The sequence below is a fragment of the Pseudomonas baltica genome (assembly GCF_031880315.1).
Classification (GTDB): domain Bacteria; phylum Pseudomonadota; class Gammaproteobacteria; order Pseudomonadales; family Pseudomonadaceae; genus Aquipseudomonas.
Genome location: NZ_CP134771.1, coordinates 1,974,126 through 1,987,983, shown reverse-complemented (window position 1 = coordinate 1,987,983; position 13,858 = coordinate 1,974,126). Strand labels below are relative to the sequence as shown.

The following is a 13,858-nucleotide window of genomic DNA, read 5'->3' as shown; positions in this document are numbered from 1 at the left end:
GACGCGCAGTGAACCTTGCACGTGTGGGCGCTAAGCTTGCTCGCGAACAGGCCCGCAAATTCAACCCAGGTACTCTGGCCGTTTGCTCAGCATCTCCCTTAGATAATCCACCAGCTTGCGCACTTTTGGCGACAAGTGCCGCTGCTGCGGATAAAGCGCCCACACTGCCGTATTCGGCGGCTGGTGCGCCTCCAGCAACGAGATCAACGCGCCGCTGCGCAAATGCTCCAGCACGTAATAATCCGGCAGCTGACACAAACCGATGCCTGCAAGCGCAGCGTCCAGCACCGCCTGTCCGCTGTTGCAGCGCCAATTGCCCTGCACCCGTTGCGATAATTCCCGGCCATCCTGTTGCAGCGCCCATTGGTCCGAGCTGCCGACCAGGCAATTGTGCCGCGCCAGCTCCGACAGACTGTGGGGCCGGCCGTACCGAGCCAGATAGGACTTTGATGCGCACAGGTACATGCGCCGTGGCGCCAGACGCGTGGCCACCAGTTGCGAGTCCTGCAGGCGACCCAGGCGGACGGCCAGGTCGATCCCTTCGTGAACCAGGTCCAAAGGTCGATTGCTCAGCTCGATATCGATCCGCAGTTGCGGATATTGGCCCATGAACTGCGTGACCAGCGGCACGATAAAGCGCTCGCCGTAGGCCACCGCGCAGGTCATGCGCAGCAGGCCCTTGGGTTCGCTGGCCAGATCACCCACGGCGCGCAGCGCCTCTTCGCGACCGTCCTGCAACCGCTGGCAATGTTGCAGGAAGGTCTGCCCGGCCTCGGTCAGCGTCACCCGGCGCGTGCTGCGGTAGAGCAAGCGCGTCTGCAAGCGATCTTCGAGACGTGCGATCTGTCGGCTGACGTGCGAGGCCGAGACGTCGAGCCGCTCCGCTGCCGCAGTGAATTGACTGCACTCGGCCACCGCGACGAATTCGTCTATACCTTCCCAGCGGTTCTCGTTCATCGGACTAGCATCTTGATTGTCCCTGCACGGCAATAATGTTTTGTTGCGAGATGGATTATTAATCAAATGATCATGAATTACACTTCAGCGCTTCTGTTATCTCTGTTGGAGCGCTGTTGATGATCAAGTCTCGTGCCGCCGTTGCCTTTGAGGCCAAGAAGCCGCTGGAAGTCGTCGAAGTGGATGTGGCCATGCCCAAGGCGGGTGAGGTGCTGGTCCGAATCGTCGCTTCTGGCGTTTGCCACACCGATGCCTACACGCTGTCGGGCGCCGACGCCGAAGGGATCTTCCCGTCGATCCTCGGTCACGAAGGCGGCGGCGTGGTTGAAGCCATCGGTGAGGGTGTGACTTCGGTCGCGGTGGGTGATCACGTGATTCCGCTGTACACCGCCGAATGTCGCAAGTGCAAATTCTGCCTGTCGGGCAAGACCAACCTGTGCCAGGCCGTGCGTGCCACTCAGGGCAAGGGCGTGATGCCCGACGGCACCTCGCGCTTTTCCTACCAAGGCAAGCCGATTTTCCACTACATGGGCACCTCGACCTTCTCCGAGTACACCGTGTTGCCAGAAGTGTCGGTGGCCAAGATCCAGAAGGAAGCGCCACTTGAAAAAGTCTGCCTGCTCGGTTGCGGGGTGACTACCGGCATCGGCGCGGTGATCAACACCGCCAAGGTCAAGCCCGGTGACACCGTGGCGATCTTCGGGCTGGGCGGCATTGGCTTGTCGGCGGTCATCGGCGCGGTCAAGGCCAAGGCCAGCCGTATCATCGCCATCGACATCAATCCGGCCAAGTTCGAGATCGCACGGCAGCTGGGCGCCACCGACTGCATCAACCCCAAGGAATATGACCGTCCGATCCAGGAAGTCATCGTCGATCTCACCGACGGTGGCGTGGACTTCTCCTTCGAGTGCATCGGCAACGTGCAATTGATGCGCGCTGCACTGGAGAGCTGCCACAAGGGCTGGGGCGAGTCGGTGATCATCGGTGTCGCCGGTGCTGGCCAAGAGATCGCTACCCGTCCGTTTCAGCTGGTGACCGGTCGCGTCTGGCGTGGTTCGGCGTTTGGTGGCGTGCGCGGCCGCACCGAGCTGCCGAGCTATGTCGACATGGCGCAGAAGGGCGAGATTCCGCTGGATACCTTCATCACCCACACGATGGGCCTGGAAGATATCAACAAGGCGTTCGACCTGATGCACGAAGGCAAAAGCATTCGCAGCGTCATCCACTTTTAAGGGAGACATGCCATGAGCCTGGAGAACGTTTCGTGCCAGAAGAGCTTCGGCGGCTGGCACAAGCGCTACAAGCATCGCAGCGAGGTGCTGGGTTGCGACATGACCTTCGCCGTGTACCTGCCACCGCAAGCGGAGGCAGGTGGCAAGTTGCCGGTACTCTATTGGCTGTCGGGCCTGACCTGCACCGACGAGAACTTCATGCAAAAGGCGGGAGCGCACAAGCTCGCCGCCGAACTGGGGTTGATCATCGTCGCACCGGACACGAGCCCGCGCGGCCCGGACGTGGCGGATGATCCGGACGGCGCCTGGGACTTCGGGCTGGGCGCCGGCTTCTACCTCAACGCCACCCAGCAGCCGTGGGCGCGGCATTACCGCATGCACGATTATGTGGTGCAGGAGTTGCCCGCCCTGGTGGAGGCGCATTTCCCGGCCAGCGAGCGGCGCAGTATCAGCGGTCACTCCATGGGCGGTCATGGCGCGCTGGTGTGCGCTTTGCGCAATCCTGGGCGCTATCGTTCGGTGTCGGCGTTTTCGCCGATCAGCAATCCGATGGATTGCCCGTGGGGGCAGAAGGCGTTTTCGCGCTACCTGGGCGAGGAGCGTTCGAAGTGGCGTGAGTGGGATGCGTCGGTGCTGTTGACCGAGGCCCGCGAGCGTCTGCCGACCTTGGTCGATCAGGGCGATCGGGATGACTTTCTCGAGAATCAGCTCAAGCCCGAAGCTCTGGTGCAAGCGGCCAAAGCGGCGGATTACCCGCTGATGTTGCGGTTGCAGCCGGGCTATGACCATAGCTATTACTTCATCGCCAGCTTCATCGACGATCACCTGCGCCACCACGCGGCGGCGCTGGCCTGAACCTTGTGGGAGCCGGCTCTGCCTGCAAATGGGTCGACGCGATTGCGCGTTGTACGCTTCGCGGGTAGCGCCCGTGCCCACATTGGATGGCGTGCTACTAGAGGGCGCCAAGGTCGGCCAAAGCAGGTAGAATCACGCCCTGACTCAATCGGGGCGTTTTCTTTTATGCGTATTGGCCACGGCTATGATGTGCACCGTTTCGCGGATGGCGATTTCATTACTCTCGGGGGCGTGCGCATCCCGCACCGCTTCGGGCTGCTCGCGCACTCCGACGGCGACGTGCTGCTGCATGCCTTGAGCGATGCGTTGCTCGGTGCTGCGGCTTTGGGCGATATTGGCAAGCATTTTCCGGACACCGACCCGCAATTCAAGGGTGCCGACAGTCGTGTGCTGTTGCGTCACGTGGTCGCGATCGTTCAGGCCAAGGGTTGGGTGGTCGGTAACGTCGATGCCACCATCGTTGCCCAGGCCCCGAAAATGGCCCCGCACATCGAGACCATGCGCGCCCAGATCGCCGCCGATCTGAACATCGAGCTCGATCAAGTCAACGTCAAGGCCACGACCGAAGAAAAACTCGGCTTCACCGGCCGCGAAGAGGGCATTGCCGTTCACGCCGTTGCCCTGTTGCTGCGCCCATGACCGAACTCGAACTGCTCGGGCCGCGTGCATTCGCAGCGGCGCTGGGCAGCGCTGTGCTCAAGGCCAGCGCTGAAGATTTTCAGGTCGACGAAGTGCTCGATATCCCGCTCAGTGGCGATGGCGAGCACCTGTGGCTTTGGGTCGAGAAGCGCAATCTCAATACCGAAGAGGCCGCTCGGCGGCTGGCCAAGGCGGCGGGCGTGCCCTTGCGCACGGTCAGTTATGCCGGGCTCAAGGATCGCATGGCCCTGACTCGCCAGTGGTTCAGCCTGCAACTGCCCGGCAAGGCCGATCCGGACCTGAGCAAGGCCGAAGACGATACTCTGAAGATTCTCCAGGCCACCCGTCACAAGCGCAAGTTGCAGCGCGGTGCTCACGCCGCCAACGGGTTTACCTTGCGCCTGACCAGTATGAACGCTGACCACGCCGCCCTTGATGCGCGTCTCGAACAGCTCAAGGTCCAGGGTGTGCCCAATTATTTTGGCACTCAGCGCTTTGGCCACGACGGCGGCAATGTATTCGATGCGCAGCAATGGGCGGCTCGCAAGGCCTTGCCGGAGCAGCGCAATGTGCGGTCGCGGCTGCTGTCCACGGCGCGCAGTTTTCTGTTCAATCAGATCCTCGCCGCCCGGGTCGCTGACGGTAGCTGGAACCAGGCGTTACTGGGCGATCTGCTGGCGTTCACCGACAGCCGCAGCTTTTTCCCGGCCACCGCCGCCGAGCTTGATGACCCGCGCCTGGCGATTCTCGATCTGCACCCCACCGGTGCGCTGTGGGGCGAGGGCGAGCTTGGCACGGATGGTCGGGCGCGTGAAATCGAACAAAATGTATCGGCTGCCTACGCCGATCTGGCCGATTGGCTGATCAAAGCGGGTTTGAGCCAAGAACGTCGCATCCTGCGACTGCCCATTGGGCGGTTGTCGTGGCATTATCCCGAGCCTGACATTCTGCAACTGGAATTCGTCCTTCCGGCCGGATGCTTCGCCACCGTAGTGGTGCGCGAACTCTTCGATCTGGTACCGGCAGGGCAGACGGACAGCTCATGCGTATTCTGATTTCAAACGACGACGGGGTCACCGCACCCGGTCTCGCCGCGCTTTACGGTGCCTTGGCGGATTATGCCGAGTGCTCGGTAATCGCTCCCGACCAGGACAAGAGCGGGTCCAGCAGTTCGCTGACGATCGATCGGCCGCTGCACCCGCACGTCCTCGATAACGGCTTTATCAGCCTCAACGGCACACCCACCGACTGTGTCCATCTGGGCCTCAACGGGTTGCTGCCGTTCGAGCCGGAAATGGTAGTCGCGGGCATCAACCTGGGAGCCAATCTCGGGGATGACGTGTTGTATTCCGGCACGGTCGCAGCGGCCTTGGAAGGACGCTTCCTGAACCGCACCTCGATGGCGTTCTCGCTGCTGTCCCGCCAGCCTGACAACCTGGCGACGGCTGCCTGGGTCGCGCGCAAGCTGGTCGAGGCGCATACCTCGCTGGCGCTGCCGCCGCGCACGGTGCTCAACGTCAATATTCCCAATCTGCCGCTGGAGAACATCCGCGGCCTGCGCCTGACTCGTCTGGGGCACCGCTCGCGGGCCAAGCCGCCGACGCGGGTGGTCGATCCCCGAGGCAAGCCGGGCTACTGGATTGCCGCCGCCGGCGATGCGGAGGATGGCGGTCCGGGTACGGATTTCCATGCCGTGATGCAAGGCTATGTATCGGTTACGCCGCTGCAGCTCGACCGGACCTTCAACGATGCTTTCAATCATCTTGAAGGCTGGCTGGAGGGGTTAAGCTGATGCGTGAGCAGGATGATCTGATGCGCCGCGGGATCGGCATGACCTCCCAGCGTACGCGCGAACGCTTGATCCAGCGTCTGTATGAAGAGGGCGTGGCCAACACCAAAGTGCTCGACGTGATTCGTCGCACGCCACGCCATCTGTTCGTCGACGAGGCGCTGTCGCACCGCGCCTACGAGGACACCGCACTGCCCATCGGCCACAATCAGACCATCTCCCAGCCCTACATGGTGGCGCGCATGAGCGAGTTGCTGCTGGAGGACGGGCCGCTCGACAAGGTCATGGAGATCGGCACCGGTTCGGGCTACCAGACCGCCGTGCTGTCGCAGTTGGTGGAGCGGGTGTTTTCCGTGGAGCGCATCAAGGTTCTGCAGGACCGTGCCAAGGAGCGTCTGGTCGAGCTCAATCTGCGCAACGTGGTGTTTCGCTGGGGCGATGGCTGGGAAGGCTGGCCGGCATTGGCGCCGTACAATGGCATCATCGTCACTGCCGTGGCTACTGACGTGCCCCAGGCTCTGCTCGATCAACTGGCGCCCGGTGGGCGGCTGGTGATTCCGGTGGGTTCCGGCGAGGTTCAGCAGTTGCTGCTGATCGTTCGCGAGGAGCACGGTTTTTCTCGACGAGTACTGGGTTCGGTGCGTTTCGTGCCGCTGCTCAATGGCCCGCTGGCCTGATTGAATACACCCCAGGTGGCATGGAATTCCGTGCGCGCGCATGGGTCATAGAGCCGTGGTCGCGCATCCTCGATGTACTGATACACGCACGCAGGTCTTGGCCTGCTGCCTGCCTTGCGAGGGTACGCAAGGTATACTGCAAACTACACTTTCGTTCATGTATCCGCGTGATCATGAACTATTCAGCAAACTTAGGGAGCGGCGGGTGGGTCTCACAGTCATTCAGCAGCGTATGGGTCTATCGAGCTTCAAGCTTCTGATGATTGGTCTTGCCTTAGCAGCCACCTTGTCGGGTTGCGCCAGTTCGTCCAGCAGTGGCGGTGTAAAGGTCGTCGATCGCGCCAAGGCGCCCCAGAACCCGACGGTCACTACCGGTCAATACGTGGTCAAGCGTGGCGACACGCTGTTTTCCATTGCCTTTCGCTATGGTTGGGACTTCAAGGCCCTGGCGGCGCGTAACAACATTCCTCAGCCTTACACCATTCATCCTGGGCAGGCAATCCGCTTCGATGGGCGTTCGAGCGCCGATGGCTCTGCACCAGTGGTCGTAGCGGGGTCTACGCCGGTAGTGGCCGGTTCGCCCCCAGTGGTGACCGGTTCCAACAGTCCGTCTTCTTCCTATCGTCGAACGGTCATCACGCGTCCCGTTGGCGCGCCAACGCCGGGTACAGTCACCGCTCCAGCCAACAGCGCGACAGTCGCACCGGTCACTCCGACGCAAACGCCCGTACCTGCCGGGCAACGCTCGCCGACGGGTTGGGCATGGCCTGCTAACGGGGTATTGATCGGTAAATTCGCTTCAAACAGCAGTTTGAATAAAGGCATTGATATCGCCGGAGAATTGGGACAGCCTGTTTTTGCTGCGTCTGATGGATCGGTTGTTTACGCCGGGAGTGGATTGCGGGGCTACGGCGAGTTGATCATCATCAAGCACAGCGAAACCTACGTCAGTGCCTACGGTCATAACCGCAGGCTGTTGGTTCGGGAGGGGCAGCAGGTCAAAGCCGGGCAGCAAATTGCCGAGATGGGTTCAACGGGTACCGACCGGGTCAAGCTTCATTTTGAGATTCGCAGTCAGGGCAAACCTGTAGATCCGGTGCAATTCCTGCCGCGTCGTTGATATTGTTGCCAGCCTGTTCCTTCATGTCGTAAATGGGGACAGGCTCACGCGTTGCCAAGGATAAGGGCGTCGCTGGAGCTTGAGGTCGAACTCAACAAGGGACTAAAAATATGGCTCTCAGCAAAGAAGCGCCGGAGTTTGACATTGACGATGAGGTGCTCCTGATGGAGACCGGTATCGTTCTGGATGCATCGGCCGATGACGAACCCGTCGTACCCGCTGCTCGCACCAAGGCCAAAGGCTCCACCTCCCTCAAGCAGCACAAATACATCGATTACACACGGGCATTGGATGCCACGCAGTTGTATCTCAACGAGATCGGTTTCTCACCTCTGTTGTCTCCCGAAGAAGAAGTCCATTACGCACGGCTGTCGCAAAAAGGTGATCCGGCCGGGCGTAAACGCATGATCGAGAGCAACCTGCGACTGGTGGTGAAAATCGCCCGACGCTACGTCAACCGCGGGCTGTCACTGCTGGACCTGATCGAGGAGGGCAACCTCGGCTTGATCCGCGCGGTAGAAAAATTCGATCCGGAGCGCGGCTTCCGTTTCTCGACCTATGCCACCTGGTGGATTCGCCAGACTATCGAACGGGCGATCATGAATCAGACCCGCACGATTCGGCTGCCGATTCATGTGGTCAAGGAACTCAACGTCTACCTGCGTGCCGCCCGCGAGCTGACGCAAAAACTCGACCACGAGCCATCGCCCGAAGAGATCGCCAATCTGCTGGAAAAACCCGTCGGCGAGGTCAAACGCATGCTCGGCCTCAACGAGCGCGTGTCTTCGGTGGACGTTTCGCTTGGACCAGATTCGGACAAGACCCTGCTCGACACCCTGACGGACGATCGCCCTACCGATCCCTGCGAACTGCTGCAGGACGACGATCTTTCTCAGAGCATCGATCAGTGGCTGTCGGAGCTGACCGACAAGCAGCGTGAAGTCGTAGTGCGTCGTTTCGGCTTGCGTGGCCATGAGAGCAGCACGCTGGAAGACGTCGGCCTCGAGATCGGCCTGACCCGTGAGCGAGTTCGTCAGATTCAGGTCGAGGGCCTCAAGCGCTTGCGCGAAATTCTCGAGAAGAATGGCCTGTCCAGCGAATCGCTGTTTCAGTAAACCTGGCAGTGCAGCAACAATGCCTCGCGGATGCGGGGCATTTTTTCGTCCTGCTTTTGAGGTTTTTAAGAGGTTTGCGGCAGGGCGTGTAAGCCATTGCTGACGGATGCGTAAGCGATCGTAACGGGAGCGCGTAGAGTAATGGCTCAAATCAGCGGAGGCATTTACTAACATGTTGAAAAATATAGATTATTTTCTTTGAAATATAAGCTTAATGACTTTTTTTGAAAGATTTGCTGGCTTGTCATGGCCAGGGAGATCGCTAATATCAGCACTGTGTCTACGGACAGACACAGGCCCTCACGGATCGAGAGCCAGGACATCGCAAGACGCGATTCATCAGGACGATGACAGGGAATACAGGGAAATATGGAAAAAATGTGGGCGGGTCAAACCGCCCCTTTTTTTTGCCTGCGATTTGGTGAATTTTTTCTGGGCTGGGTTCTTGGGTTGGGTTGGTTCTGCTTCCGAGTCGGCCTTGGCGTCGCCGCCCCCGCCATTGGCCCCTCGCTGACGCGAGGGGTTCCCGCGTTCCGGTACGCTTGCGCAGAGCACGCCCCGATGGGCCGTCCATGGCCCAGCGGGGCTTAGCCGGCATCCTTGCCGGCTAGCCCTGCGCAAGCGTACCGGAACGCGGCCTGCTGGAAGGGGGCGGCGACGCCAAGGCCGACTCGAAAGCAGAACAGTGATATTTGTGTCGTCTGTTCAGCTTTATGGGCGCTCCCCATTTCCGAATGGTCCTTTGCTGCGGGCCTGTGCGGCCGCCCCTCCAGCAGGCCGCGTGCAGGTGCCCTGAGCCTAGGCGAAGGGCCAATGGGCAGGGCGAGCCGCACAGGCTCGTAGCAAAGGACCACTCCCCAATCTCCAATCCACCAAAAGCCAACCTGCAGACGAAAAAAAGCCCCGCAATCCGGGGCCTCCGAGCGTCGCGCTAAACCTCAGCGTTCGAGTTCGGCGATCTTGCCCTTTTTGCCATCCCACTCTGCAGCGTCCGGCATTGATTCTTTCTTCTCGGTGATATTCGGCCAGATGTCTGCCAGTTCTCCGTTCAGGGCGATGAACTCCTGCATCTCGGCAGGCACTTCATCCTCCGAGAAAATCGCCACGGCCGGGCACTCAGGTTCGCACAGAGCACAGTCGATGCACTCGTCCGGGTGAATGACCAGGAAGTTCGGCCCTTCGTAAAAGCAGTCCACCGGACACACTTCTACGCAGTCGGTGTACTTGCACTTGATGCAGTTGTCGGTGACGACGAAGGTCATTTCAGGTTCTCTCCTCAGGCGGCTACAGCCAAACCCCCTGTATTCGGGGCCGCTGGGTCTGGGATAGGCAGCCTGCGAACCAGGCTAATAGTTCGTGGCATTCCCAAACCGCGCGGGATTCTATCAGCTTGTGACTCTCAGCGTTAGATCCGGTTCTTCAGTGTATAAAGCAATTCCATCGCTTGCCGTGGTGTGAGGCTGTCGATATCGGTGCGCGCGAGGTCGTCCAGGACCGGGTGCGGCAGGCTGGCGAACAGGTCGCTCTGGTGCGGCGCTGCGGGTTTACCGGGCTTGGCGAGTACGGGTTCATGGGGCAGGCTGTTGGTTTCGAGCCGACCAAGATGCTCCTTGGCGCGACGAATGACCGCTTCCGGCACACCGGCCAACTGCGCCACCGCCAGGCCGTAACTCTGGCTGGCGGGGCCGGGCAGCACGTGGTGCAAAAAGACGATGCGCTCGTTGTGCTCGGTGGCATTGAGATGCACGTTGGCCACCAGCGGCTCGCTCTCAGGCAACACCGTGAGCTCGAAATAGTGAGTGGCGAACAGCGTATAGGCCCGCAGCTGCGCCAGGCGTTCGGCGGCGGCCCAGGCCAGCGACAGGCCGTCGAAGGTACTGGTGCCACGGCCGACTTCATCCATCAGCACCAGACTGCGATCGCTGGCGTTGTGCAGGATGTTGGCGGTCTCGCTCATTTCCACCATGAAGGTCGAACGTCCGCCGGCGAGGTCGTCGCTCGAGCCGATACGGGTGAAGATGCGGTCCACCAGCGACAGTTCACAGCTGGCAGCTGGCACGAAGCTGCCGATGTGGGCCAGCAACACGATCAGCGCGGTCTGGCGCATGTATGTCGATTTACCGCCCATGTTCGGGCCGGTAATGACCAGCATGCGCGTGTCGTCGTCGAGGCGCAGGTCGTTGGCCACGAACGGCGTGGTCAGTACTTGCTCGACCACTGGATGACGACCCTGGCTGATACGCATGCACGGCTCGTCGACGAAGCTGGGGCAGTTGAGGTCCAGGTTCAGGGAGCGCTCGGCGAGGTTGCTGAGCACGTCGAGTTCAGCCAGCGCGGCGGCGGTGTCCTGCAGCGGCGCCAGGTGGCCGATGAGCCGTTCCAGCAGCGCCTCGTAAAGCATTTTTTCGCGAGCGAGGGCGCGGCTCTTGGCCGACAGTGCCTTGTCTTCGAAGGCCTTGAGCTCGGGCGTGATGAAGCGCTCGGCGCCTTTGAGGGTCTGGCGGCGAATGTAATCCGCTGGTGCCGATTCGGCCTGTTTGCTCGGCAGCTCGATAAAGTAGCCGTGCACGCGGTTGTAGCCGACTTTGAGGTGCGACAGGCCGGTGCGGGCTTTTTCCCGCGCTTCGAGATCGATCAGGAACTGACCGGCGTTTTCGCTCAGCGACAGCAGCTCGTCGAGCTCGCTGTCGTAGCCGGCCTTGAGCACGCCGCCGTCGCGGATGATGGCGGGCGGGTTGTCGATGATGGCCTTGGCCAGCAGCTCGGAGAGTTCCGGGTAGGTGCCGGCGATGGTTGCCAGACGCGCCAGGTGCGGGGTCTCGAGATCAGCCATGGCAATCTGCAGGTCCGGCAGCGCGGCCAGTGCATCGCGCAGGCGAGCCAGGTCGCGAGGACGGGCGTTACGCAGGCCGATGCGAGCGAGGATACGCTCGATATCACCGATGTCCTTGAGGCGTGGTTGCAGGCCCTCGAAGCGATAGCCGTCGAGCAGGCAGCGGATCGATGTCTGACGCGCCTGGAGAATCTTCAGATCGCGCAGCGGGCGATTCAGCCAGCGGGTCAACAAGCGGCTGCCCATGGCAGTTTGGCAGCGATCGATCACCGATTGCAGGGTGTTTTCACGGCCGCCAGCCAGGTTGACGTCCAGCTCCAGATTGCGCCGGGTGGCGGCGTCCAGCACCACAGTGTCGTCCAGGCGTTCGTGCTTGAGGCTGCGCAGGTGCGGCAGGGCGGTGCGCTGTGTTTCCTTGGCGTAACCCAGCAGGCAGCCGGCGGCGCCGATGGCCAGGGTCAGCTTCTCGCAGCCGAAGCCCTTGAGGTCCTGGGTCGCGAACTGCTGGCACAGGCTCTTGTGGGCGCTGTCGCGTTCGAAATCCCACGGTGCGCGGCGACGTGCGCCACGGCGTTTTTCAGCCGGCAGGCCTTGGGGCCAGTCATCGGGTATCAGCAGCTCGACCGGATTGATGCGCTCAAGCTCGGCCAGCAGGTTTTCCCAGCCCTTGAATTCCTGCACCGTGAAGTTGCCGCTGGTGATGTCCAGTACCGCCAGGCCGAACAGACGCTCGTCGCCCAGCACCGCGGCGATCAGGTTGTCGCGGCGCTCGTCCAGCAGTGCTTCGTCGCTCACCGTACCCGGGGTAATGATGCGCACCACCTGCCGATCCACCGGTCCCTTGCTGGTCGCCGGATCGCCCACCTGCTCGCAGATGACTACCGATTCGCCGAGCTTGACCAGCTTGCCCAGATAGCCCTCGGCGGCATGGTAAGGAATCCCGCACATCGGAATCGATTGCCCGGCCGACTGCCCGCGCGCGGTGAGGGTAATGTCGAGCAGCTTGGCGGCCTTCTTCGCGTCTTCGTAGAAAATCTCGTAGAAGTCGCCCATGCGATAGAACATCAGCTGGTCCGGGTGCTGGTTTTTCAGCTTCCAGTACTGCTGCATCATGGGTGTGTGTGCGGATAGGTCACTCATTGCGGGAATCGGGCTCTCGGCGTGGGTGGGTCAAGGGTTGGCGGGGAATGGTACAGGGATTGGGTGGAGATGCCGAGGGGGAGGGTAATCGAGGCAGCGGATGATCGGTAGTGGCACATAAGAAATATCTGATTTTTCTCATTGGGGATTATTTCCCTGGTAGATGCTGGGTGGCGCAATTTTGATAATGGCGGCGTAGACGGTTTGTATTCGTATCAATCGGGTTGATTGAATGCTGGCAGTTTGAGGTTGTATTGCTGGCAGTCGGGTGCTGTTTACAATTTTGCAGTTGATCTGCTTGGGGGGATTTTCCTACTGTGGATTCACGCTCAGCGACGCAAGGGAAACCATTGGCTAAATGGTCGGGGTATCTACATGTTAGGCGTGAGAACGCATCAGCTCTTCAGGGTTGTGAGGATAGGGACTGTGTTTAAGTTTTCCGAAAATGATATCTGTGTTGTAGACGAAGTTGTGACGGCGGAAGATCAACAAAGAATGGGTTGCTTGTTGAAGCGTTCAATCTGACTATTTGGTTGGCCTATCAATGATGCTTATTTTTCCAGACCTTGCTGGCATTCGTTCATTGCAGGTGGCCGAAGGGTCGAGCGTCAGTCCTCGGAAGAAGAGCTTCGTACTCATCCCGAATGGACCGTGCTTTACGATATATGGATGAGGGTGAAGGCGATCCATATGCCGCAGGCGACGTTGCTTGGTGTATATGCCAATGGTCAGACTTTCGGGCAAGATTCTCCTATCCATAGAGACAACAGGCCTTCCGAGACGGGTAAGACAGCGGTGTTGTTTTGTAATGAGCATTGGGCGACTTGCTGGGGAGGAGAGTTGGTGTTTTATGATCATCAGAAGCAACACATTATCAAATCAATCCTACCAAAGCCTGGGCGGGCAGTTATTTTCAATGGTCATATTCCGCATAGTGCTCGGTCGCCGGCGGTGAATTGTGATGAGTTGAGGGTGACGATAGCGTTTAAGACGGTCTTGTAAAAACTGTTCGGTAGTAATTAATACGAGGCAAAGTATTTGGGCAAGCAAACTAGTCTTAAAGAGATCATGAATCCCCCGCGGTCTGCGCTTGAAGCTTTCCATCGGTTATCTGTACGGCAAAGGATGAAAGTATGCGGATGGATATCGCTTGCTTTCGTCTTTATAGGCTTCGGGCTCACGTACCTATCCGTTGACGAACAGTCTGCGTCCTCTGGCCGGATTATTTCGACAACGGGCGTAATCAGATCTGGTCCGGTAAGACTGGAGGAAGATCGATCGATAGTGTCCTATAAAGTTGCGGTAGCACCACTTGGGCAGCCTATTTCCCTACGGGTGTATGCGAGGAAGGATGGGTGTCACGATAAAGACTTGGTTGTCGGCCAAATATTGATTTTGTCGATTCAAGAAATGGATTCTGGTTTCAAAATGCGACATGCTTTAACGCTTAATGAGTGTTTAGTCTATGACGATGATTTAGGACGCGATGTTCGGATGGCCA

12 protein-coding genes are annotated in these 13,858 nt (G+C 59.9%); 9 read left to right on the top strand and 3 right to left on the bottom strand.

What is annotated here, in order from left to right; all coding sequences use genetic code 11:
* Window positions 1–60 precede the first annotated feature (60 nt).
* A complete protein-coding gene (locus REH34_RS08715; protein WP_226504965.1) occupies window positions 61–957 on the bottom strand; it encodes a LysR substrate-binding domain-containing protein in 897 nt (298 codons plus the stop codon).
* 119 nt (window positions 958–1,076) lie between these two features.
* Here REH34_RS08715 and REH34_RS08710 point away from each other — a divergent pair, with 119 nt between their 5' ends.
* The 8 genes from REH34_RS08710 to rpoS all read left to right on the top strand — a co-directional run bounded on the left by REH34_RS08710 (window position 1,077) and on the right by rpoS (window position 8,384).
* Window positions 1,077–2,189 carry an S-(hydroxymethyl)glutathione dehydrogenase/class III alcohol dehydrogenase gene (locus REH34_RS08710; protein ID WP_226504966.1) on the top strand — a complete coding sequence of 371 codons (1,113 nt, stop codon included), beginning with the start codon at window positions 1,077–1,079 and terminating at the stop codon, window positions 2,187–2,189.
* Between the two features lie 12 nt (window positions 2,190–2,201).
* Complete coding sequence (fghA, locus tag REH34_RS08705) at window positions 2,202–3,044, top strand: S-formylglutathione hydrolase (RefSeq protein ID WP_311971379.1); 843 nt, start codon at window positions 2,202–2,204, stop codon at window positions 3,042–3,044.
* 165 nt (window positions 3,045–3,209) lie between these two features.
* On the top strand, window positions 3,210–3,683 hold the full coding sequence (ispF, locus tag REH34_RS08700) for a 2-C-methyl-D-erythritol 2,4-cyclodiphosphate synthase (protein ID WP_311971378.1): 474 nt from the start codon (window positions 3,210–3,212) through the stop codon (window positions 3,681–3,683).
* Window positions 3,680–4,738, top strand: coding sequence for a tRNA pseudouridine(13) synthase TruD (gene truD, locus REH34_RS08695; RefSeq protein ID WP_226504969.1), 1,059 nt, complete (start codon window positions 3,680–3,682; stop codon window positions 4,736–4,738). Before ispF ends, truD begins: the two co-directional genes overlap by 4 nt.
* Window positions 4,726–5,475 carry a 5'/3'-nucleotidase SurE gene (surE, locus tag REH34_RS08690; protein WP_226504970.1) on the top strand — a complete coding sequence of 250 codons (750 nt, stop codon included), beginning with the start codon at window positions 4,726–4,728 and terminating at the stop codon, window positions 5,473–5,475. The genes truD and surE overlap by 13 nt, the downstream gene beginning before the upstream one ends.
* A gap of 38 nt (window positions 5,476–5,513) precedes the next feature.
* Window positions 5,514–6,149: a protein-L-isoaspartate(D-aspartate) O-methyltransferase gene (locus tag REH34_RS08685; RefSeq protein WP_226505320.1), complete on the top strand. Its 636-nt coding sequence runs from the start codon at window positions 5,514–5,516 to the stop codon at window positions 6,147–6,149.
* A gap of 205 nt (window positions 6,150–6,354) precedes the next feature.
* Window positions 6,355–7,269: a peptidoglycan DD-metalloendopeptidase family protein gene (locus tag REH34_RS08680; protein ID WP_226504971.1), complete on the top strand. Its 915-nt coding sequence runs from the start codon at window positions 6,355–6,357 to the stop codon at window positions 7,267–7,269.
* A 110-nt stretch (window positions 7,270–7,379) separates the two neighbouring features.
* A complete protein-coding gene (gene rpoS / locus REH34_RS08675; RefSeq protein WP_226504972.1) occupies window positions 7,380–8,384 on the top strand; it encodes an RNA polymerase sigma factor RpoS in 1,005 nt (334 codons plus the stop codon).
* Between the two features lie 938 nt (window positions 8,385–9,322).
* Here the strand turns inward: rpoS and fdxA are convergent.
* Window positions 9,323–9,646: a ferredoxin FdxA gene (gene fdxA / locus REH34_RS08670; protein ID WP_226504973.1), complete on the bottom strand. Its 324-nt coding sequence runs from the start codon at window positions 9,644–9,646 to the stop codon at window positions 9,323–9,325.
* A gap of 143 nt (window positions 9,647–9,789) precedes the next feature.
* Window positions 9,790–12,357, bottom strand: a complete 2,568-nt coding sequence (mutS, locus tag REH34_RS08665) for a DNA mismatch repair protein MutS (protein ID WP_311971377.1) — start codon at window positions 12,355–12,357, stop codon at window positions 9,790–9,792.
* A gap of 669 nt (window positions 12,358–13,026) precedes the next feature.
* Here mutS and REH34_RS08660 point away from each other — a divergent pair.
* Complete coding sequence (locus tag REH34_RS08660; protein WP_311972063.1) at window positions 13,027–13,359, top strand: 2OG-Fe(II) oxygenase; 333 nt, start codon at window positions 13,027–13,029, stop codon at window positions 13,357–13,359.
* The last annotated feature ends 499 nt before the right edge of the window (window positions 13,360–13,858 follow it).

Excerpts from the sequence above, each read along its gene's own strand:
- REH34_RS08715 (WP_226504965.1), bottom strand. The coding sequence starts at position 957 with ATGAACGAGAACCGCTGGGAAGGTATAGACGAATTCGTCGCGGTGGCC.
- REH34_RS08710 (WP_226504966.1), top strand. The coding sequence starts at position 1,077 with ATGATCAAGTCTCGTGCCGCCGTTGCCTTTGAGGCCAAGAAGCCGCTG.
- fghA (WP_311971379.1), top strand. The coding sequence starts at position 2,202 with ATGAGCCTGGAGAACGTTTCGTGCCAGAAGAGCTTCGGCGGCTGGCAC.
- ispF (WP_311971378.1), top strand. The coding sequence starts at position 3,210 with ATGCGTATTGGCCACGGCTATGATGTGCACCGTTTCGCGGATGGCGAT.
- truD (WP_226504969.1), top strand. The coding sequence starts at position 3,680 with ATGACCGAACTCGAACTGCTCGGGCCGCGTGCATTCGCAGCGGCGCTG.
- surE (WP_226504970.1), top strand. The coding sequence starts at position 4,726 with ATGCGTATTCTGATTTCAAACGACGACGGGGTCACCGCACCCGGTCTC.
- REH34_RS08685 (WP_226505320.1), top strand. The coding sequence starts at position 5,514 with ATGACCTCCCAGCGTACGCGCGAACGCTTGATCCAGCGTCTGTATGAA.
- rpoS (WP_226504972.1), top strand. The coding sequence starts at position 7,380 with ATGGCTCTCAGCAAAGAAGCGCCGGAGTTTGACATTGACGATGAGGTG.
- fdxA (WP_226504973.1), bottom strand. The coding sequence starts at position 9,646 with ATGACCTTCGTCGTCACCGACAACTGCATCAAGTGCAAGTACACCGAC.
- mutS (WP_311971377.1), bottom strand. The coding sequence starts at position 12,357 with ATGAGTGACCTATCCGCACACACACCCATGATGCAGCAGTACTGGAAG.
- REH34_RS08660 (WP_311972063.1), top strand. The coding sequence starts at position 13,027 with ATGAGGGTGAAGGCGATCCATATGCCGCAGGCGACGTTGCTTGGTGTA.